The organism is Dactylosporangium sp. CS-047395, assembly GCF_050942185.1.
In the GTDB taxonomy this organism is placed as follows: Bacteria; Actinomycetota; Actinomycetes; order Mycobacteriales; family Micromonosporaceae; genus Dactylosporangium.
Window position 1 is genome coordinate 2972456 of record NZ_CP192015.1, and the last position, 21635, is coordinate 2994090.

Here is a 21635-nt window from a genome sequence, read left to right on the forward strand (position 1 = left end):
ATCGAGACGCACCCGATCCTTCAGTCGGACGCCGACCAGGCGCAGGCTGAACGCATGATCGTGATCACCGCCCCGACGGGCAACATCGGCACCCGCCTCGTCCAGCACCTCCTGGACGCCGGCGCCCCGCTGCGCCTCATCGCCCGCGACCCCGCCCGCCTGGCCCCCGGCGTAGCCGACCGCGTGGAAATCGTCCGCGGCTCCCACGCCGACCCGTCCGTCATCACCGAGGCCTTCGCTGGCGCCGACACCGTCTTCTGGCTGGTCCCGGCCGACCCGCAGGCGGCATCGCTGGACGAGGCGTACTCCGGCTTCGCCCGCCCCGCCCTCGAAGCGTTCGCCGCCCACAAGGTCGCCCGCGTCGTCGGCATCTCGGCCCTGGGCCGCGGAACCCCGTTCGCCGACCGCGCCGGCCACGTCACCGCGACGCTGGCGATGGACGACCGCATCGCGGCGACGGGCGTGGCGTACCGCGCCCTGTGCATGCCGTCCTTCATGGACAACACCGCCGAACAGGCCGCCGCGATCGCATCCCAGGGCGTCTTCTACGGCGCGACCCTGCCCGACGCCCCGGCCCCGGCGGTCGCCACCCGGGACATCGCCGAAGTAGCGGCCCGGCTGCTGCTGGACGACACGTGGACCGGCGTCGAGGAGGTCCCGGTGCTGGGCCCCGAAGACCTGACGTGCAACGAGATGGCCGCCATCATGAGCGAGGTGCTGGGCCGGACGGTCCGCTTCCAGCAGATCCCACCGGAGGCCTTCAAGTCCCAGATGCAGAGCGTGGGCCTGTCCGAGCCGATGGCCCAGGGCATGATGGACATGGTCGTCGCGAAGAACAACGGCCTCGACAACGGCGTGACCCGCACTCCACAGTGGACCACCCCGACCACGTTCGGCCAGTGGTGCACCGAGGTCCTGAAGCCCGCCGTCGAGGCGCAGCAGCCCTGATCAGCCCGGCGAGACCTGAGGCGCGACGGCGCTGAAGCCGTGCCGGTGGCGGCGCTCGCCCGTCGGCGGGACATTCGCGGTGAGCCACTCGGCCACGTCCGCGGGGGTGAGGTCGGCCGTCTCGATGCCGGGCAGGGCGTGCTCGGCGAGCCACAGCCGGGTCTTCGGCTCGAACGGCAGGCTCAGCAGGGGAGTGCCGCTGCCGGTTGTGAAGATCTGCGCGTGCAGTCGCATGGCGATCACCGCGGCGGCCTCGCGGCAGAGCGCCTTGGCCAGCGCCGGTTCCAGGCCGGGACCGACGATCCGGGCGCGCGGCGAGAGCCCGCCGAGCCGGATGACGGCCTCGGCCAAGCGGAGATCCGAGGCGCGCTCGCCCAGTCCGTAGTCGCCCCTCGTGGACAGGGCGAGAAACACGATCGGGCGGTCGTGGGTAACCGCCCAGGTCGACAGGCCGGCAGCGAGGGCGGCCAGCGTGTGGTTCAGCGCGGCTACGTCCGGCATCGCCTTGACGTTGACGACGAGCGGGCTCGGGCCGTGGATGCCGGCGCCGGTCAGCAGCTGCCTGACCGCGTCGGCGCCGGCCGGGCGTACGAACAGCGAGGGGTCGGGAACCAGGGCGACCCGGTTGCTGCGCCGGGAACGGCCGCCCAATGTCCGCACGGATTCCGGGTCGCGCGCCGTCGCCGCGGTCGCCAGGCGGGCGGCGAGACGCAGCGGCCGGCGAGTGGTGGCCGGGGTGTTGGCGTAGGCGCCGAGGCTCAGGAAGTACACCTCCTTGCCCATCGCTCTTGCTGCGAGCGCGGCCCACGGCAGCAGCCGCACCAGAGGCGGCAGCCCATCGCCGAAGATGCCCCCGCCGCCGATGCCGATCGCGTCGGACCGCAGCAGTGCCCGAACGGCGGCGCGGGACAGGGTCGGCACCGCCGCGACCCGGTGCAGTGCCTCGACGGCGGCCGGGTTGCGGCTGATCACCGTGGCCCGGCGCCGATCGCCCAGCAGGTCGAGCAGCCCGGCCAGAATGGACTCGTCGCCGGTGTTCCCGTTGCCGTAGTTGCCGATGAGCAGAAGCCGGCCTGGCCGTTGGCGGCGATCACGACCGGCCCGGACCACGGTTTCGCGCAACAGCTCCGCCGGTTCGGGCATCCGGGCCCGGGCAGCCTGCCGGGCGTCCAGGCGCAGGCGGGCGCCGGCCCAGCAGCAGAGCGCGGCCAGCACGACGAACCACCAGATCGGCCGGTCACGGCAGATCCACAGCGCCCCGCCCGTGGCCAGAAGCCCGGCGAACTCGGCGACCGGCGCGTCGACCCGGCGCCAGCGGGCGAGCAGTGCCGCCGCGGTCGCGGCCGTCGCGAGCATCGTCGCGGCCGCGGTCCACGCCACCGCGATGACATCCGGAGCGGCGACCGCCAACGCCGCGGCGTTCACCGGCACGGCCACGGCGAGCATCAGCGTGAGCGCGCGGTACCGGCCGGCCGCCAGGAAGAATCCGGCCGTGAGGGCAAGCAGACCGGCGCAGACGCCGGCGATGGTCAGGGCGGGCAACAGCGGGGCGGCCCACAGGTAGCGATCGGGCAGGACGAGCGCGAGCAGCGCGTCCGGCGTGGTGCCGACCCCGGCCGCGGTCACGGTGGCGATTGCGAGGTACGTCCGCAACGTCATGCGCATGGTGATGGTTTTCTTCCGGTCGGAGTTGTGCTCGGCCGCAAGCGGTGCGAACGAGACGACCGACAGCGCGGTCGCGATGAACAAGGGAATACGGGCCAGGGTCAGCATCGTCTGGTACGCGCCGACGTCGGGTGTGTCGCCCGCCGTGAGCCCGAGCAGGATGCTGTCGAGCGCCTGGACCGTGCCGATCAGCGTCTGCACCAGACCCACGCCGGCGGTCCGGGTCCACAGGATCCGGGCGCGGCCTCGGTCGACGGTGAAGCGGGGAAGGTCCCGGCGCAGCAGCCAGCCGCCGATCGCGACGCAGGCGAGCCCGCCCGCGGTGAAGCCCGCGACGCCGCCCGCGGCCGAGCTGGTGACGGCGGTCAGCCCGAGGCCGGCCCCACAGCGTACGACGACCTCGGCGAGCCGGAACGCGGCCAGCGCGGCAAAGCGCTCAGTGCCTTGCAGATACCCGCCGACCACCGCGGTGAGGAAGATCGAGAGGCAGGCGACGGCCACCGCGGCCGGCAGCCAGCCGTGGGCGTAGCGCCACGTGAGGGCGCAGACCACGATCGCCGCGAGCGCGCCCATGGCGGTCGCGGCAACGGTGGCGAAGCCGATCGCCTCTCGCCGGACCCGGCTCCCGGCCGGGCTGTTGGTCACGTCATGGGCGAGCGACCAGGGGATCGTGGCCGCTGCGGCCGCCCCGACCACGAGCAGCAGCGACGCGACCGAGGCCACCGTGGCGAACGCGGCCGGCGCCAGCAGGTACACGAGCAGCAGGCTGTAGCCGTAGTTCAACGCCCCGGTCGCGACGGTGCCGGCGATGAGCACCCCGCCGCGGCCGGTCGCGACCGGTGATCCCCGGCGATGTCCGCGCACGTCGAGGCCGAGCAGCGCCGGGTCCGGCAGGATCGGGTCGCAGTCCCACCGGACACGGCTGACGTACAGGCTCACCAGACCGCCGGGTCGCGCGTCTGGTACACCGCGACCTCGCCGTAGGCGCGACCGGTGAACGAGAAGACCTTCGTCGCCCGGGTGGTGAACCAGTCGACGTCCTCGGGCTCGACGGAGCTGTAGTGCTCCGCGACGACCCGTTCCAGCACGATGAGGTACGTGACCCGTTGCGCGGCCATCGCGCCCGGCTCGCCGAGCTCGACGCCCTGCAGGCCGGTCCCATCCAGCGAGTACTGCGTCTGCTCCGTCACCCATGCGACCTTTGACCCGGCCGGCGCGTGCCGCATCAACCATTCCGCGGCCCGGCGCTGACCGTCATCAGGCTCGAGGCGGGTGCGCGCCCACGACACCGCGTCGAGCGCCACGACGAGGCACAGCGCGGCGACGAGCACCCGGCGGTGCGTGCCGGGCCGGATGCGGGCGGCGGCCGTCGCGAGACCGGCGATCGCGGGCACGATCAGGAAGTACAAGAAATGCTCCTCGAACGTGCCGAACGCGACGCCGTAGGTGATCATCAGGCCGGCCGCGCCCGCCAACAGTCCGATCAGGCGCTCCGTCGGGTTGCGCGGCCGTAGCAGCAGCACCAGTCCGCAGACGGCCCCGACGGCGACGACCGCGTAGCTCGGCCCCACGTCCTGGAGCCGGGCCAGCGCGGCGTCCAACATCGACGGCGCCCCGGCACTGGTGAAACCTGTGGTGACGTGGGCGCCCGACATCCGGGCGAACCCGCCCGTCTTGGCCCGCCAGAACGCCGCACCGTCGCCGATGACGACCATCAGCAGGACGTAGGCCAGATACACACCCGCCGCCACGCCGGCCGTGAGGACCACCTCGGCGCGCCGCAGTCCCTTGCCGGCGAACCACATCGCGGCGAGAGGCAGAGCGACGAGGACGGCCGCCATGTCCTTGGTGAGGATCGCGGCGCCGAACAGCAGCCCCGCGCCCGCGCACCACCAGCGCCGCCGGGCGGCGGGCGTCAGGGCGCCGTCGGCCGCGATCCGGGCCAGGACCACGAAGCCGCCGAGCACGAACATCGTCGTCGCCGTTTCGAGCAGGACCCGGCCGTTCTGGCGCAGGACGAACGGGTCGACGCTGAACAGCAGCAGCGCGGCAAGCCCAGCGGTGTGGCCGGCGGCCCGGCGCACCAGCAGGTAGACGAGAACCGCCGAGATCACCGCGAACAGCTGCTGCACGGCGCGCATCAGGAAGACGTCGCCGTACAGGTTCGAGCCGTCCGGCAGGACCAGCGAGGCCATCGCCTCCATGACGAAGAGGCCCGGCGGGTGCAGCAGGAAGGGCTGGCCGTAGTTGAGTGGCGGCAGATGCCCGTCGGCGACGGACGCGCCCATGAGCGTGTAGAACGGCTCGTCGATGAACACGTCGTAGGCCGTCGACAGCCCGGTCAGGCGCAGGATCAGGGCCGCGAGCACGATGCCGGCGACCGCCGGCCATCCCGTCCAGGAACGGACCGGCGGCAGGGCCGGACCACGCGCCGGCGCGAGCACCCGGACCGCGACCGACCGGTGCGCGCCGGCGGTCACGACCGGGCTCCTTCGTACCGTTCGGACCCCGACCGTGCCGCGGCACGATAGATCTCGTCCTGCCGCCCGGCGAGCTCGTCCCAGCCGAACTGCCGGGCGAACGGGCGGGCGCCGGCCGCAAACCGCGCCGCCAACTCCGGATGGTCCAGCACCAACCGGAGGGCCGCGGCCAGCGCCGGCGGATCGCCCGGCGGTACCCGCAGCCCGGCCTCGTCCGGAACAACATCGCGCAGGCATGGGATGTCGGTCGCGACCACGGGCGTGCCGCACGCCAAGGCCTCCACCGCCACCATCCCGAACGTCTCGAACCGGGACGGGACGGCGACCACCGCGGCGTCGGCCAGCAGCCGGTACTTGGCGCCGCCCTCGACGCGTCCGAGCCAGTGGACGCGTTCGGTAAGTCCGAGCCGCCCGGCGAGCCGTGCCAGCGGTGCCGCGCCGGGCCCGTCGCCGGCGATCAGCAGCCGCCGGCCGGGCACGTCGGCAAGGGCTCGTAGCAGGACGTCAAGGCCCTTCTGGGCGGTGTCGAGCCGCCCGAGGTAGACGATCGGTGCGGCGGGGTCGGCGAAGCGACGCGGGCCCGCTTGGACCGCGAACGCGGTCGCATCGACGCCGTTGGGCACCACGCTGATCCGCGCCGACGGGTGCCGCTCGCGCAGGTGCCCGGCCAGACCGGCGGACACCGCGATACAAGTCTGGTGGGCGCGCAGGCCCCAGGACTCGACGGCGTGGAACGGCAATCCGTACTTGCGGCCCATCTCCCGGCCGAACAGCCACTGGACCATCGCGACGACCGGCACCCCGGTGAAGCGAGGCAGCCCGAGCGTGCTGATCGGCGCCCCGAAGTCCTCGACGACGAGGTCGGCGACGGCGCGGCGGGCCAGCATCGGCGTCCGGGCCAGGTACGCCAGCGCGCGCAGGCGGGTCCGGCCGGTTCCGGCATGGGTGTACCGCACGCCGTCCTCGACCCGGTCCGCGGCGCCTGGCCAGCCGGCGGCGACGACGGTGATGTCGTGCTCGCGCGCCAGCCGGCGGTTGATCTCGTGGGTTCGCACCGACCCGCCTCCCGAGCGGGGCTGGGCCCAGTCCTCGTAGGCGAGGTGCAAAATGCGCAGGCGGTCAGGCATGGACACCGTCCGGATGGGGTTGTCGCGGTGCGATCCGGTCGATCGCAGGTTTCTGGCCGGCGTCGGCCGCGTCGGCGACGCAGACCGGCCAGCCGAGGAGGTCGGCCGAGCGTGCGGCCCGGATCTGGATGTGGGCGTCGTCCGGCAGCCCGGCGCGCCGCAGTGCCGCGAGGGCATCGCGCTCGTCCGCCCCGCCAAGCAGTAGCCGGACCTCGCCATCGGCGAAGTCGATCTGGTCGGTTCGCCGCAAGGCCCGCAGGTCGAGGCGGCTGAACATCGAGGGCGAGAGCCGTACGACGGCCGCCGCGTCATTGGTCCGCCGGCGCGATCGTCGCCGGGCCTCGCTGTCGAGCACGGCCAGCATCCGGTCGGCCGTCGCGGTCCACGAGAACCGCGCCGCCCACGCGGTGCAACGCTCCGCGTGCCAGGCCGCCACGCCCGGGTCGGCGAGCCGGTCGAGGACGTCCACGAGCACACCGGGAAGCTCCTGTGGCCCATCGACGAGCCACCCGGTCTGCTGGTGCAGCACCGAGTCGCGCAGCCCGGGCACCCGCATGGCCACGGCAGGGACGCCACGGACGGCGGCCTCCATCATCGACAGGCCCCAGCCCTCGCCGGCTGAGGTGCCCACAGTCAGCCACGCCGTCTCCAGCAGCGCGTCGCGGTCCTCGTCGGAAACGCGCCCGTGGAAGCGCACCCGGCCGGTCACGCCGAGCTCGGCGGCGAGCCGGCGCAGCTCGGCCAGGGCCGGGCCGTCGCCGACGAGGTCCAAGCGGAGACCGGGTACCGATTTCGTGGCCACGGCGACCGCGGCCAGGAGGAGGTCAAGCCGCTTGTGTTCGACCATCCGGCTGACCACGACGATCGTCGGTGCCGTCGCGCGCCGACCGGGCTCGCCCGCCGCCGGTGCCTGCCCGCACGGCGTCAGGAATACCGGACCGCTGAAGTCGAGCTGGCGGCGAACCTCCCGGCGGGAGGAGGGCGACACGACGCAGAGGGCGCGCGGGCCGTACACCCAGCGGCTGACAGTACGTTCCAGCCAGCGTCCGACGAGGCTCACGGGCCAGCGGAAGTAGGCGCCGAACTGCTGCTGGTGCACGTGGTGAATCAGCAGGACGACCGGTGTGGCACGGCGCAGCACGAGCGGGGAGAAGAACGGGATGCCGTTCTGGGAGTCGATGACACCGTCGACTTCGCGCCGGTGAGTGAGCAGCCACCACAGCGCGGCCAGGTACACGCCGAAAGTGCCGCCGCGCCGCACGATCTGGCCGAAGCCCGTCGCCTCGTGCCGTGCGGTTCCCCGCGGCCGCGCGGTCAGCAGCGTCACCGTGATGCCTCGGCGGGCGAGGCGATCGGCGACCTGCTCGCAGTACAGCTCGGCGCCGCCGGCGCGGGGATGGGCCGTATCGCGCCAGTTGCAGATGACGATGTGCCTGCCGCGCGCGCTCATGCGCCCCACCCGGGCCGCGTCGTCGTGCGGTGCAGCCGCCACAGGTCGGCCGCGACCCGCAGGCCGTCGCGAACGGGGTCGAAGCTGCTGCCGGCGCGGTCGGACCAGAGCACCCCGACCTCCTTGATGCTCAATCCCATCATCCGGGCGCGGGCCACGAGCTCCAGGTCGAACGCGAACCCGGACAGCGTCATCGTGCTGAACAGGCCGCGGGCGGCGGTGCCGTCGAAGAACTTGAAGCCGCACTGGGTGTCCCTGATCTCGCCCGCGTACCGGCGCGTGCACCGGCGGAAGGCTGCGCCGCCGAGCCGGCGGACCACGGTCTGCCGCCCGGCGATACGCCCCTCGGCGCAGCGACGGGAGCCGATCACGACCTGCCAGCCCTGCTCGAGCTGGTGCACCGCGGCCGGGATCTCGGCCGGATCGGTGGCGAGGTCGGCGTCGCAGAAGCCGACGAACCGCGCGGTGCTCTCGAGCATGCCGCGCTTGACGGCAGCGCCCTTGCCGCGGCGTGAGCAACCGGTGACCGCGATTGGGATGCCGTAGCCGCCGAACTGGTCGACGACGTCGGCGGTACGGTCGCAGCTGCCGTTGTCCACCACCCGCACGCCCGCGCGCAGCGGCATCGCGGCGAGCTCGGTGGCGATCCCGGCGATGGTCGGGCCGATGCGGTGTTCTTCGTTGTAGGCCGGGACGATGACTTCGAGGTCCAGATCGGGTGGCAGCATCGAGCGCCGCCAGACGGCGGGTTCGGCGATCGTCGCGGCGATCATCTCGTTCCTTTCGTGTGGGTCACGACTGACCTGATGAATCGGTTCGAGCCGCGAGTGCGAGCCGGCGGACCGGTTCCGGCACCCACGGTGTGTTGGCCACGAGGTTGCTTGCCTGGCCGGGAGAGAACAGATAGGTCGTCTCGCCGCCGCAGTGGCCGTCGGACTCGCCCGGCGGCTTGATCCACAGCAGGGCGGCCAGGCCGGGGCGGCCCGGCGCGGTGGTCGGCGCCTCGCCGAGGGCCTGGTGCGCGGGATTGCACCACTCGTCGTCACGGCCGGGTTCGTCCGGCGGCGCCCCGAGCCCATTCCGGGACGTGTCGATGACAAACTCTCGGTCGCCGACCAGATCAGAGAGTTCCCGGGCCCACCGGTAGCTCTCCTCGGTCGTCTGCCGGTTCGCGACGTTGACGGCGAAGCCCTCGGCGTGCTCGATCCCCGCACGCAGGAGCCGCTCGGCGACCTCGCCGGAGGGGCGCCAGTTGGCGTGGCCCGCGTCGAGGTACACGGAGTGGCCAGCGTCGGTGAGCCGCCGCACGCTGCGCGCCAGCAGGGCGGCGCGTTCGTTCGTGAAGCAGTCCGTCAGTACGGCGTCGGGTTCCATCACGACGACCGACGCCGTGGCGCCCAGCGCCCGGATCAGCCCGTCGATCCACGCGTCGTAGTCGGCGTCGCGGGGCGCGCCCTCCGCGAAGCCGCTGCAGCCACGGTTCGGCACGTAGTAGGCGACGAACACCGGCAGGGTCCCGGTCCGAGCCGCCCGATTCATCAGCGCCGGTACGGCCGTGAGGTCCTGCGGACCGTTGAGCCAGCGGGCCTGCGGGGCGGACGTGATCGGGTCCAGCCAGGTTGCTCGATGGGCTGTCTGCCAGCGTCCCGCCGCCGTGTCGCGGTCGACGACCAGCCGGGCGTCGCGGAACGGGTGGCGCAGCGGGACGAACGTCCGGGCCGGCGGCTCGGGATGCAGCGCGGTGTCCGGTCGGGCCGCGCAGCCACTTGCGGCGAGCACGGCGAGGACGGCGCCCGCGGCGATCGCGCGGCTTCGCCGGGTCATCGGCCGCTCCACGTCGGTTGCCAGAACCGGCTAACGCGGTAGATCCGCACGCCGTCGCTGCCGCCGCCGAACTCGGCCACGACGATGGCGTGGCGGCGCGCCTCCATGACGGTCGGGTACTTATCCGCGCCCTGCGTCTCGTAGTACCAGTTCGGCAGGACTAGGTAGTCCACCCTGCGGGTCGCGCGCTGCACGGCCGGGTCGGTGTCGAGCTTGTACACGATGATGGGCCGCGGGTCGAACCCGTAGTGGTGCACGAGGTCCGTCCAGATCGCGTCGTGGACGACGAGCTGGGCATCGCGCGGCACGTTGTCGGCGACCCAGAGCTCGGCCGAGCGCAGCGCTGGGCGCCCCGCTTCCGCCGCCTGCAGCAGCGGCCCGGTCCAGGCGATCGCGGCCGTCCCGGCCAGCGCGGCCCCGGCGCCGAGCGCGACCAGTCGCCGCCAGGAAGGTGCCGCGGTCCGGCCGCCGACGGCGACCAGGACGCCGACCGTGAGCAGCGCACTGCCCGGCACCAGATTGATGACGTGCATGAAGGGCACGTAGCCGCCGCGGATGAGCACGAACCACTGGATGGCGTGCATCGCCACGACCGGCCGCAGCGGGCGGATCAACAGCGCCGGCGCCGCCGCGACCGCCCCGAGCACGAGCAGGATTCGGTCGTACCCGAGCCAGCTGGTCAGCAGCGCCCGTCCCGCACTGTCCCGGTCGAGGAGCGAGCCGCTGGACGGGCGGTCGACGAGCTGCCAGTGCGCCGTACCGAGGAGGCTGTTGTGTCCCGGACCCGCGAAGAACTCGCCCTTGTAGAGGGCGAACAGGGGGTACAACGACATCAGCAGCGCACCGGAGCACGCGGCGACGGCGAGCACCTGAGCCCGGTTGCGCGGGTCGAGGTTCTGCCAGACGGCCCAGGCGAACGCCGGCAGCAGGACGAGGGCCGTCTCCTTGGTCAGGGTGGCCATCGCGAAACACAGCGTCGCGCCGGTGGCGGCGAGGATGCTGCGCCGCGGTGAGGCGGCCAGGACCAGAGCCGCGAGCAGCCACGGGACCACGAGATTGTCCAGGAAGGTCCAGCGGCCATAGACGACCTCGAGCGGGCAGAGGCCGAACAGGAGCGCCGTGGCAGCCCCGGCGACGCGCGGGAACCCCAGCCGCCGGGCGAGGGCGAAAATCAGCACGGTGCTGGCGAGTTTGGCCAGCAGCATGCACTCCACGCCGAAGGCGAGCGCCGAGTCGTACCGGTCGAAGCCATTGGTCAGCGCCGCCCAGAGCGCGATCTGCATCCAGCCGGCCGGGGCGTGGTCGTAGAAGTACGAGTACGGCGAGAGGCTGCCCTCGTACCGCAGCGCCCAGGCCTGCGACAGGTAGGTGCCCGGATCGTCGACGTACCTGGCGCCGGAAGCGCCGAAGAGGTGCGCGGCGGCGACCGCGGCCAGGATCGGGGCCAGCACCAGGAGACTTCGGCGGTGCCGGCGCCACCACTCGTCGATCGACACGGCGACCCGACGCCGCGGGGGTAGGCCTTCGCGGATGTCGACGACGTCCGCCAGCACGGTGGCGGTCACGCGGCGACGCCGATCGGGGTGGGCACCGGCTGCGGGAGGTGGGCTCCGTGATGCACGGTCTTGACCCAGTCGTTGCGCCCGGTCAGGAACCGGCATGTCGCCCACACCGCGGCGATGCTCAGCACGATCTGGTACGGGTAGGCGCCGAGGACCAGTCCCGCGTAGTCACGCAGCCTTGCGCGAACGCGGAAGGCTCTTGTGAACTGCGCGAGCAGCACCACATCGAGCACGATGTTGAGGGCGCTCAGGCCCAGCGGCAGCGTCGCCACGAGGGTGATGACGATCGGCGCCTTGTACGTCAGCGCCACCGCCAGCGCGACCGGCGCGAGCAGACCGGTCAGGGCCTGGAAGAACTGGAAGCCGAGCACGTAGACGGCGAGCACGCGCTGGGTCAGGGTCGGCAGCCAGAGCCAGTCCCGTTCGCCGAAGACCTGGATGAACCCCTGCATCCAGCGGACCCGCTGGCGCACGAACGCGGGCAGGCTTCCCGGCGTCTCCTCCTGCGTCACCATCGCATCCACGTAGACGACGTCGACGCTGTAGCCCAGCACCGAGGCGACAATGCCGATCTTGCAATCCTCGGTCAGGCAGGCCTCGTCCCAGTATCTGCCGCTGCGGCGGTGCAGCGCCTCGAGGAAGCCGCGCCGGAAGAACACGGTGTTGCCACCGAGCGGCATGACCCCGATCGCGGCCTGCAGCTTGAGCCGGGACTGGAACCACTTGTAGTACTCCAGGACGTTGGCCGCGCGCCACCACGCCGAGGTGTTCGACCGCCACCAGCGCCGCAGCCGCCCGCCCGCCCCGGCCGGGACCGGCTGCCCGCGATGGTCGGAAGCGAAGTTCATCAGTTGTACGCCGCATTGCACGATGCCGGCGCCGGTGGTGCGGAACCGGTAGTCGACCATGCGGAGCAGATCGGGATGGAACAGGTCCTCGGCATCAGCGACGCCGACCCACTCGTAGCGGACACCGGCTCCCTGCAGCATCGCGATGGCCGCATTCAGGGCGATCGGCTTGTTGTGCACGTCGGTGTCCTCGGGGTACCGGCACACGACGACCCGCCCCGGATGGCGCCGGGCGACGTCGTGGGCGATGGCCGCGGTGCCCGGGTCGTCGGGGTGGTCGATGATCGGCACGACGAGATAGTTCGGGTGACGCAGCCCGGCCAGGCGCTCGAGCGTGTTGGCCGCGACCGACTCCTCGTGACGCATCGGCACGAGGATCACGCCGGGCAGGCGGGGCGCGTCCGGTTCGCCGTACCGGCCCGGATCGTTGTGCTCGGGCGTCCACCACTTGTAGAGCTGGAACACCAGCGTCGTGATCGCCACCGTCAGCATCACCAGCGAGATCACGGCGAGCACCGCGTCGAGCCGAGCCGTGACCGCGTACGCCCCGAGCAGGCCGGTGCCCACCACGGGCAGCACTCGCGCCGGCCGGCTCGCAGCGGCGTGGCGGCCCCGGCCGGCCCGCACCGACCAGTGCCGGTCCAGCACCGCGTCCACACCCAGGACGACCAAGGTGAGCAGCCAGTACGCCGGCATCGGGCCGATCACGTCGGCGAGGAGCGGAAAGCCGCCGAGCCCGATCGCGGCCCCGGTGGCGCGGGCCGCGTGGAACCGCAGCCACCGCGTCCGCATCACGAGGAAGGCGACCTCGGTGGCCACCACCAGCTGGGCCGCGTAGGCCACCGCGGGGGACAGGCCGGCCCGCAGCAGTGCCAGGCCGAGGAGCGCACCGGCGACCGTGATCACGCCCGGAAGGAGGAATCCCCGGCGTGCGCGCAACCTCGGTACCGAAGACAACGATGACCCCTAACGAAGGCGTGCGCCAGCGAGGCGACGATTGAGTCGCGGCATTCAGTCGCAGTCGAATCCCGGAGCCGGGCAAAAGGCCCGGCGGCACGACGAAGTCTGCCCGGGCACTAGTCGGACTACATCGGATGAGCGCCCGTAGAGCCGCGACAGGCGGCACCAACAGCGGCTTCGTTCGGAGCCGGGCCGCCGCTCAACGGTCGAGCCCAAACGGGTGACTCAAATTATTGGCGCATTTCACTCAGGCGCTACATTGATCGTCATGCGCCTGAAGAGGTGAATGTTGTTTGATTCGGCGATGCAGTCTCGCTGCGGGGCCGATCTCGCGCTCCGCTCCTCGACCGCCTTCCGGCCGTCGAGGCGTAGCGTTCCGGAGCCGGGTTCAGACCGCCAGCCGTTGCTGCTCCTGCGCGACGATCATCCGGGCCAGTTGTACCTCGGACATGTCCACGGCGCCCGGTGAGGCCTGCGCGATGGTGCTGTGCCGGACGTAGGCGTCGAACAGTTGCGCCTTCGAGCCGAGCAGCTCGATCATCCGCTCGTCGACCGAGTCGGCGATGAGCAGGCGATGCACCTGTACCGTACGAACCTGCCCCATCCGATGCGCCCGCGCGATCGCCTGCGCCTCGATGGACGGCTTCACCTGCGGCTCGCACAGGATGACGACCGATGCGGCCTGGATGTTCACGCCGACGCCGGCGGCCTCGATCTGGCAGACCAGGACACCGGGACGTTTGGCGGCGGTGAACTCGTCGACGATGCGCTGCCGGTCGGCGACCGGCGTCGATCCCGTGATGGGGCCGCGGGCATCGGTGCCGAGCGATGTGCTCACTGCGGTGAGCACATCGCGGAAGTACGAGAACACGACGACCTTGCGCCCGTTGGCCATCGCCTCGCGCGCGAGTTCGAGCAGCCGGGTGAGCTTCGCCGAGTCCTGCGCGCGGTGCACGGCGAACGCGGCGCGGCGCATCGCCATGAAGTTCCCGTCCCGCACCGCCTCCCGGTACGCCGCGCCGTCCTCGCGGCCGAACTCCTCCCACTCGTCAACCTGTACCAATTCGGGAAGCTCGGTCAGCACGTCGGACTGATTGCGCCGCAAATAGACCGGAGCGGCCGCCCGCCGGAACGCCTCGACGCTGATCGCCGCGTGCTCGCGACCCATCTCCCCGGCGATCTCGGGCCGCAAATGGTCGATCAGCGCCCGGAACTCGTCGATCCGGTTCTCCATCGGCGTCCCGGTGAGAAACAGCACCCGCTCGGACTCAGCCGCGACCCGGTTGACCGCCTGCGACCGCTGCGCCCCCGGATTCTTGACATAGTGCGCCTCGTCCACCACGAGCATGGCCGGCCGGGGCGGGGGCAACTGGAGCGCGCCGAGCGACCCGAACGTCACCACCCCGACCCCGCCGCCGGTACGCCATCTCGCAATCGCCCGCGCCCGTCCACTTCCGTGCAGACTGACCACGGGGATGCTCGAATGCTTATCGACCTCACGCGCCCAGTTGATGAGCACACTGGCCGGGCAGACCACCAGAAAGTGCGTCGCCCCCCGCGCGGCCAGATGCGCCATGGCCGCGATCGCCTGCACCGTCTTGCCGAGCCCCATCTCGTCCCCGAGCACCACCCGCCGCTGGACGAGCGCGAACCGGGCGCCGAACGACTGGTACCCGCGCAATCGCAGCCCCGCATCAAGACGTGACGTGTCAAGCTTTTGCGCACCGACCCGCTCGACGATGTCCGCGGGCAGAAACCCCTCGCTGGCCGCGACGTCCCCGCCGAGCCCGACGACCTGCCCGAGGAGCCCGTAGTACTCGGCGGAGCGCCGCTCGAAGTCGCGCCAGACCTGCTTGTCCTTGGGCTTGCGAATCGCCCGCACCTGATCGGCCGCCTCGGACAGCCCGTCCGCGCCCTCGACCAACGCGCGCACCTGCTGTGCCGCCTCGTCGGCCACGGCCTTGTCCCCGGCGCGCATGAACATCCGCCGCAGCCGCCCAGCCTCGGCGGGCGCGGCGATGGGCCGCTGCGTGCCGAGCTCGCCGGCCAGCTTCTTGGCCTGGCCCTCGTACTTCCCGGCGGCGTCCCAGACCAGCCCGTACACGGCAAGGGACCGCACCAACCGGGTCAGCTCGGCGTTCTTGGGGTCGAACGCGATCCGGAACTGCAACGAGTCCCGCGCTGCCCGCTTGAGCTGCTCAGCCGCGTGCATGGTCTTCCGCGCGGCGACCTCCCCGATGCCCGGCACCCGCTTGAGCCGCTCCGGGCCCGCCTCGAGCACGTCGGCCACGGACCGGATGCCGTGCGCGGGCAGCTCATCGAGGCGCGCCCGGCCGTCCACAGTGTCCTTGACGGTCTCGATCGACATCTTCCCGACGGCGTCCCAGACCTGCGGCTCACTGGCAACCTCGTACGCGGCGACGACCTCGGCCCGCGCCGCTTCGAGCGCGCCGACGATCGTCTCGGCGTCGGCCTGGAGCCGGCCCGCCCGGGCGAGCAGCGCACGCGTCTCCCGCCGGCTCGGCGGAGCCGCTACCTCGGCGACCAAGGCGACCGGCCCTTCGTCAACATGCCTTGAACGTACCCACACTCGGCCACCACCGCTCGCCCGCAAGCGCCTTGAAGCCGGGAGACGTTCAGCCAGGTTGAAACGGCCGACCCGCCGCGATTGGTCGATGTCGGCGCGAGGCGAAGCGGCCGGAAGCGATCAACGCACAAGCGGTGCGACGACGTCGACGCGGTTGGTCCAGACGGCGCCGGTCCAGCCCTTGGGCAGGGTCGACACGTCCGCGGGGGTGTCGAAGCCGGCTGACCAGTCGCCCACGAACTGGACGAGGACCACACGCGTGTCGGCTGACCGCATGCGGGCGACGAACCGGTTCGGCCAGCCCCACAGCCACTTGCCGTAGGTGATGGGCACGATGAGTTCGCGGTGGTGGCAGTCGGACGGGACGTGGCCGGTCCAGCCCTCAGCGGCGTACCAGAGCAGGCACTTCTTGATGATGGACTTTGACGACGTGCGCACCTGGGGGAGGCGGGCGGCGACCACCGAGACGGCCGCGTCGCCGCCGGTGACCGTGATGTGGGCGATGCGGGACGGCGGCAGGGTTTGCAGGAAATCGGCCGCAACCTCACCGTCGGCGGCGTTGTCGCGCTTCAGGTCCAGCTTCAGGTCGTGGTCGGGGATCGCCGCGAAGACCTCGGGAACCGTCGGGAGCAGGCCCACGCCCTTGCCGCGGAAGGGGAACGTCTTGCCGCCGTCGGCGGTGTAGCCGTAGCCGAGGTCGAGTTTGCGCAGGTCGGCCAGGGTGTGGTCGCCGACCGTGCCGGTGCCGTCGGTGCGGCAGTCCAAGGTGGCGTCGTGGAAGACCGCCAGTTGGCCGTCGCTCGTCAGCTGGACGTCGATCTCGGCCGCGTCCGCCCCCGCGGCGAATGCGGCGCGTAACGACGGCAGCGTGTTCTCCAGGTACGGGACCTCGGGTGGGTGGATCCTCGTCGCCGTGCACGTGTCGGCCTCGACGCCCTGGAGGTCGAAGGTCTGCGCGATGCCGCGGTGGGCGAGCAGGTACGGGCGGCCGGGGGCGGGATCCGTTGAGCGGTTGCCGAGGTAGAGGGCCAGGCCGGCCAGCACGACGACGATGAGTGTGATGACGTACCAACGGCGGAACATTCGCACCCGAAGGAGCCTGCCAAGCCGGGCGGCGGAGCGACACCGGCCAAGGACGTAGGGCGGCTAGTCCTTTAGGGCCTGGGCCAGCAAGGCCGCCTGGGTACGGCTCGCCACATCGAGCTTGGTCAGGATGTTGCTCACGTGCGTCTTGACCGTTCGTTCGGCGAGCGACAATGTGCGGGCGATGTCGCGGTTGCTCTGGCCCTGGCCCAACGATCGCAACACGTCACGTTCGCGTGTGGTCAGGGTGCTCAAATCGACGGTCGGAACGCGAGCGGATTGCCGCGGCCAGAGGAGTTCCGCCGCCGAAGCGCTCAACGGGCGGACGCCCGCGTGGGCGCCGCGGACGGCGGCGGCCAGTTCGTCGCCGGTGGCGTCCTTCAGGACGAAGCCGTCCGCGCCCGCGGCCAGGGCGCGTTGCACGTCAGCGGCGCTGCCGACCGTGGTCAGGATCAGGACCCGGCCGGTGTAGCCGCGACCGCGCACCGCTTGCAGGACCGCGACCCCGTCCTGGCCGGGCAGGTACAGGTCGAGCAGAATGACGTCCACATCGACAGCGGATTCCAGCAGCTCAGCGCCGTCGGCCAGGATTGCCGTGACGGACAGGTCGGGCTGGGCGCCGAGGATCAGGCTCAGGCCCTCGCGTACGAGGGCCTGGTCGTCGACGATCGCGAGCCGGATCATCAACCGATCGTAGAGGGGGCGCGACGTGGACATCGCACTGTACGCGTTGGTGGCGGTGCTGTTCGCGCTGTCGAGTGCGGTGGTGTCGTGGCCGCTCGCAATTGCGCAGTTGGTGCCGCTGGTGCTGCGCAGGCGGTATCCGGGAACCGCGGTCATGCTCATCGCCGGGGCCACGGCGGCGCATTCGCTGCTCGGCATGGCGCGTGCGGTCGGCTATCTGCCCGTGGCGCTCGCGGTGTATTTCGCGGCCACGCAGCGGTCGCGGTGGGTGCGTTTCGGGGCCTGCGGCGGCGCATTCGTGCTCGTCACCGTGGCGGGAGCGGTGCGGCACGGGCCGATCGAGGGCGGGTTGCTCGCGGCCGTCGCGCTCATCGTCACCTGGCTGGCCGGATTCGAGCGCGGTGAACTGCTGCGGGAGCGGGCGGCGGCCGAAACCGCGCGGTCGCGTGAGCGGCTCGCGCGGCAGTTGCACGACAGCCTCGCGCACACGATGACGGTCATGCTCGTGCAGGGCGAGGCATTGCGCGCGACGGCGCAACTGTCGCCCACCGATGCCGAGCGTCTCCAGGTAGTCCTGCAAGCAGGCCGCGACGCCCTCGCCGAAGTCCGCCGCGCGCTCGCGGGAGAAACTCCGGCCGACGTCACCGAAATGCTGGACGGACGGCTGGCCGGACTGCGCGCGGCCGGTCTCGATGTGCGAACCGTTGACGGGCTCGACGCGCTGCCCGAGATCGCGCATCGGCTCGTCGGCGAGGCGGCCACGAACGCGCTGCGGCATGACGGGCCGGGGGCGACGGTCGACATCACCGTACGAGAGAACGGCACTGCATCGACACTGAGCGTCACCAGCCGTCCGGCCGAGGAGGACGGCTTCGGCCTGCGTAGTCTCGCCGCGGACGTGGCGGCGGCGGGCGGCACCCTCACCTATGGCTGGCAGGTTACGGCCGTTTTCCCGCATCAAGGTTAATTGGGCCGCGAATGGGCAACCATTGCTGTGGATGGACAGAAGCGAGGGAGTGACGATGGCTGAGAACACGAAGCAGACCAGCGAGCAGGCGGCCAAGGCGGCCAGCGAGGTCCTGCGCGACCCCGACGCCACGACGGCCGACAAGAAGGCCGCGGGCAGTGCCCTTTCGCAGAAGCCGTCGAAGTCCGGCAACTAGCGCTGTGTAGCGCGGAGGCCCGGCCGGCACCACGCGGCCGGGCCTCAATGCGTCGGGGTCTCGACGGCAGAATCGCGCGGCCGTACCGTGAGCCGCGTGGGGAAATCTGCGAGCGTCGATCGACGGACCGTCCTGAAAGGCCTCGGAGCGGCGGCGGTCGCGCTGACCGGAGAAGCGACCGAGGCCACCGCTGCCGCCGCCGCGCCGCCGAACATCGTGGTCATCCTGATTGATGACCTCGCGCGCCGGGAACTCGGCTGCTACGGCAACACGTTCAACGAGACGCCCAACATGGACCGGCTCGCCGCCGACGGGATCCGGTTCACGGCCGGGTATTCCGGGGCGCCGGTCTGCTCGCCGACCCGCGCGAGCCTGATGACGGGGCAGTACCCGGCCCGGGTCGGCATCACCGAATTCCTCGGACCCGGCGGCGACGACTTCCTGCCCACCAGCTTCCAGACGCTGCCGGAGACGTTGCGCGGCGCGGGGTACCGGACCTGCCTGATCGGCAAGTGGCACCTCTCCGAGACCTACACCGGACCTGTCCGCGACCGGCCGGGCAACCCCTGGTCGCACGGGTTCGACGAGGTCATCGCGTCCGAGCAGCAGTACATCGCGGACGGCGACTACTTCTACCCGTACTTCATGCTGCCGGACCTGCCGCAGCGCCTCGACAACGAGTATCTGACCGACCGGCTCAACCTCGAGGCGACGGACTTCATCACGCGGGCGCACGGGGCCGGATCGCCGTTCTTCCTGTACCTCTCGCACTACGCCACGCACCAGACGCTCGCCGCGCCGCAGCCCCTGATCGACAAGTACGCGGCCAAGCCGGGCGCGGGCCAGCCGGGCAAGAAGCCGGTGCTCGCGGCGATGCTCGAGGTCATCGACGGCGGCGTCAAACGGATCCGGGACACGCTCAGCTCGCTCGGGATCGCCGGCAACACGATCATCCTGCTGCTGTCCGACAATGGCGGCGACTCGGCGACCGACACCAGCGTGCCGTTCCGCGGGGCCAAGGCGACCCTCTACGAGGGCGGCGTCCGGGTGCCGATGATCGCGTACCGCCCCGGCGCACCCGGCGGCCGCGTCGTCGACGCTCCATTGTCGACGGTCGACTTCATGCCCACCCTGCTGGCGGCGGCCGGCATCGCCGCATCCGCCGGTCAGAAGGCCGACGGCGTCAGTTTCGCGGAATTGCTGGACGGCGGCGCCGCACCTGCCCGGGACGCGCTCTTCTGGGTGTACCCGCACTGGCACGACCCCGGCCTGCCCAGCGCGTCGGTGCGCAAGGGCCGCTACAAGCTGTTCCGGCGACTGCACGACAACCACGAGGAGTTGTACGACCTGATCGCCGACGAGGCCGAAACGACCGACCTGACCGCGTCGATGCCGGCCAAGGCGACCGAGCTGCGCACCGCGCTCGACGCGCACCTGCGCGACGTGGACCGGTTCCCGCCCTCGCCAGGTGCTTTCCCGACGGCGCTGCTGGAGCAGGAGTTCGACGCCGGCCTGGGCGGATTCACGGTGCTCGCCCCGGCCCCGGAGAGCCGCGCGGGCACGGTCGCGGCGAGCGGCGGCGCGCTCACCGTCACCGCCGGCGGTTCGCCGGCGTTCGCGCTGCTGCGCTCGACCCTCGCCGTCGGCGCCGACAACGTGGCCGCGATCGTGAGCCAGCGCTCGTACGCGAACGCCGCCACCACGGCCCAGGACACGCTCTTCGCCGGCTTCGTCAAGGACGCGCAGAACTACGTGCTCGCCTGGTACAACCACCGCCAGAAACGCGCCGGCTGGGACGTGCGCATCGCTGGCACGCTGACCGGCAACCGCGTCACCCAGCTGGACGGCGCGATCAACTACCCGGGCCCGAACGCGCGCCTGGCCTGCGTGCTGCACGGCGACGAGATCACCGCTTACGCGATCGCGGCCGGCGGTGCGTGGCAGTACCTCTATACAGCGGACATCGGCCGCTTCGTCCGCCTCGACGACCCGGCCGTGCGCGCGACGTACAAGTTCGGCTTCGGCGCCCGGATCGACGGCGGCACGATGACCATCGAGCGTTTCGCCGCCCGCCGGCGTCAGTAGCGCTCGAAGAAGGCTTTGAGCTCCGCGGCGTACTCCGCGGGCTGCTCGAACGGCGCGAAGTGCCCGCCGCGCGCATGCTCGGTGACCCGCACGGTGTTCGCGATCCGGTCGAGCCAGGCCCGCGGCGGCCGGACGAGATCGGCCGGGTACAGCGAGAACCCCGACGGCACCTCCACCCGCCGCGCGTGCTGCGCGAGCGGGATGGCGCCGTTGACGCGGTACATGCGCATCGCCGACCCGATGGTGCCGGTCAACCAGTAAATGGTGACGTTGGTGAGGATCTCGTCGCGGGTGAACGCCCGCTCGACGTCGCCGCCGCAGTCGCTCCAGGCGCGCAGCTTCTCCACGATCCAGGCGAGCAGCCCGGCCGGCGAGTCGTTGAGGCCGACGGCCGCGGTTTGCGGCTTGGTGCGGTGCATGGCCGCGTACGCGCCCTCGGCCGCACCCCAGGCGGCGGCGCTGTCGAGGAAGTCGCGCTCCTCCTGCGCCAGCTCGGCCCGGTCACCGGTGAACACGGGAAATCCGGCGTCCATCCGGTGTACGGCCACGACCCTCTCCGGGTGATCGAGCGCCAGGTAGCGGCTCACCCCACTGCCGATGTCGCCGCCGGCCGCGCCGAACCGCTCGTAGCCGAGCTGGGACATGAGTTCGGCCCACAGCCCGGCGACCGCGATCGTGTCCGGCGGCGTCGTCCCGGTCGGCCGGTCCGAGTAGCCGTAACCGGGCATATCGGGCACCACCACGTCGAAGCCAAGCTCCGTCAGCAGCGGAATCACCTTGGTGTACCGCCAGAACGAGTCGGGCCAGCCATGGCTCAGCAGCAGCGGCCACCCGTCACCATGGGGCGCTTTGGCGTGCACGAAGTGGATCCGGTACCCGCCGATGGTGGTCCGGAACCGCGGCAGCCGGTTGAGCGCGGCCTCCTGTGCGGGCCAGTCGAAGCCGTCGGCCCAATACGTGGCGATGTCACGCAAATAGTTGACGTCCACGCCTTGCGCCCAGCCGGCGTCCTCGGGCACATCCGGCCACCGCGTGGCCCGCAACCGCGCACGCAGGTCGTCCAGTTCCGCCGGCGTGGTGCTCGAGGTGAACGGCTCGCTCATGCCGTAACGCTACGCCAGCCTGCAGGCGTCGATCGCGGCGACGCATTCGTTGTTCGCCGAGAGAAC

16 protein-coding genes are annotated in these 21635 nt (G+C 71.7%); 4 read left to right on the forward strand and 12 right to left on the reverse strand.

Annotated features, from left to right (window positions below; genetic code table 11):
- Nucleotides 1-54: 54 nt before the first annotated feature.
- Nucleotides 55-948, forward strand: coding sequence for an NAD(P)H-binding protein (locus tag ACQP00_RS13895; RefSeq protein ID WP_433218958.1), 894 nt, complete (start codon nucleotides 55-57; stop codon nucleotides 946-948).
- On the opposite strand, the gene ACQP00_RS13900 is transcribed toward ACQP00_RS13895, so the two are convergent.
- The 11 genes from ACQP00_RS13900 to ACQP00_RS13950 all read right to left on the reverse strand — a co-directional run bounded on the left by ACQP00_RS13900 (nucleotide 949) and on the right by ACQP00_RS13950 (nucleotide 17218).
- Nucleotides 949-3552, reverse strand: a complete 2604-nt coding sequence (locus ACQP00_RS13900) for a polysaccharide pyruvyl transferase family protein (RefSeq protein WP_433218960.1) — start codon at nucleotides 3550-3552, stop codon at nucleotides 949-951.
- On the reverse strand, nucleotides 3549-5093 hold the full coding sequence (locus ACQP00_RS13905) for an ArnT family glycosyltransferase (protein ID WP_433218962.1): 1545 nt from the start codon (nucleotides 5091-5093) through the stop codon (nucleotides 3549-3551). Before ACQP00_RS13905 ends, ACQP00_RS13900 begins: the two co-directional genes overlap by 4 nt.
- Complete coding sequence (locus ACQP00_RS13910; protein WP_433218964.1) at nucleotides 5090-6220, reverse strand: glycosyltransferase family 4 protein; 1131 nt, start codon at nucleotides 6218-6220, stop codon at nucleotides 5090-5092. Before ACQP00_RS13910 ends, ACQP00_RS13905 begins: the two co-directional genes overlap by 4 nt.
- Nucleotides 6213-7670, reverse strand: a complete 1458-nt coding sequence (locus tag ACQP00_RS13915) for a glycosyltransferase family 4 protein (protein WP_433218966.1) — start codon at nucleotides 7668-7670, stop codon at nucleotides 6213-6215. Before ACQP00_RS13915 ends, ACQP00_RS13910 begins: the two co-directional genes overlap by 8 nt.
- Nucleotides 7667-8443 carry a glycosyltransferase gene (locus ACQP00_RS13920; protein ID WP_433218968.1) on the reverse strand — a complete coding sequence of 259 codons (777 nt, stop codon included), beginning with the start codon at nucleotides 8441-8443 and terminating at the stop codon, nucleotides 7667-7669. The genes ACQP00_RS13915 and ACQP00_RS13920 overlap by 4 nt, the downstream gene beginning before the upstream one ends.
- A gap of 19 nt (nucleotides 8444-8462) precedes the next feature.
- Complete coding sequence (locus ACQP00_RS13925; protein WP_433218970.1) at nucleotides 8463-9494, reverse strand: glycoside hydrolase family 6 protein; 1032 nt, start codon at nucleotides 9492-9494, stop codon at nucleotides 8463-8465.
- Nucleotides 9491-11059, reverse strand: coding sequence for a hypothetical protein (locus ACQP00_RS13930; RefSeq protein WP_433218972.1), 1569 nt, complete (start codon nucleotides 11057-11059; stop codon nucleotides 9491-9493). The genes ACQP00_RS13925 and ACQP00_RS13930 overlap by 4 nt, the downstream gene beginning before the upstream one ends.
- Nucleotides 11056-12810, reverse strand: coding sequence for a glycosyltransferase (locus ACQP00_RS13935; RefSeq protein WP_433218976.1), 1755 nt, complete (start codon nucleotides 12808-12810; stop codon nucleotides 11056-11058). The genes ACQP00_RS13930 and ACQP00_RS13935 overlap by 4 nt, the downstream gene beginning before the upstream one ends.
- Nucleotides 12811-13252: 442 nt before the next feature.
- On the reverse strand, nucleotides 13253-15412 hold the full coding sequence (locus ACQP00_RS13940) for a DEAD/DEAH box helicase (protein WP_433218978.1): 2160 nt from the start codon (nucleotides 15410-15412) through the stop codon (nucleotides 13253-13255).
- A gap of 159 nt (nucleotides 15413-15571) precedes the next feature.
- A complete protein-coding gene (locus ACQP00_RS13945; RefSeq protein ID WP_433223850.1) occupies nucleotides 15572-16534 on the reverse strand; it encodes a glycerophosphodiester phosphodiesterase family protein in 963 nt (320 codons plus the stop codon).
- Between the two features lie 63 nt (nucleotides 16535-16597).
- Nucleotides 16598-17218, reverse strand: a complete 621-nt coding sequence (locus ACQP00_RS13950; protein ID WP_433218980.1) for a LuxR C-terminal-related transcriptional regulator — start codon at nucleotides 17216-17218, stop codon at nucleotides 16598-16600.
- Nucleotides 17219-17243: 25 nt separating this feature from the next.
- On the opposite strand from ACQP00_RS13950, the gene ACQP00_RS13955 reads away from it, so the two are divergent.
- From ACQP00_RS13955 to ACQP00_RS13965, 3 genes are all read left to right on the forward strand, one after another.
- On the forward strand, nucleotides 17244-18185 hold the full coding sequence (locus ACQP00_RS13955; RefSeq protein WP_433218982.1) for a sensor histidine kinase: 942 nt from the start codon (nucleotides 17244-17246) through the stop codon (nucleotides 18183-18185).
- Nucleotides 18186-18240: 55 nt separating this feature from the next.
- The gene (locus ACQP00_RS13960; RefSeq protein ID WP_433218984.1) at nucleotides 18241-18381 is read left to right on the forward strand and encodes a hypothetical protein; all 141 of its coding nucleotides are present in this window, start codon (nucleotides 18241-18243) and stop codon (nucleotides 18379-18381) included.
- Nucleotides 18382-18477: 96 nt separating this feature from the next.
- Nucleotides 18478-20466: a sulfatase gene (locus ACQP00_RS13965; protein WP_433218986.1), complete on the forward strand. Its 1989-nt coding sequence runs from the start codon at nucleotides 18478-18480 to the stop codon at nucleotides 20464-20466.
- On the opposite strand, the gene ACQP00_RS13970 is transcribed toward ACQP00_RS13965, so the two are convergent.
- Nucleotides 20460-21569: an epoxide hydrolase family protein gene (locus tag ACQP00_RS13970; protein WP_433218988.1), complete on the reverse strand. Its 1110-nt coding sequence runs from the start codon at nucleotides 21567-21569 to the stop codon at nucleotides 20460-20462. The two genes, ACQP00_RS13965 and ACQP00_RS13970, sit on opposite strands and share 7 nt — an antisense overlap.
- Nucleotides 21570-21635: the final 66 nt, after the last annotated feature.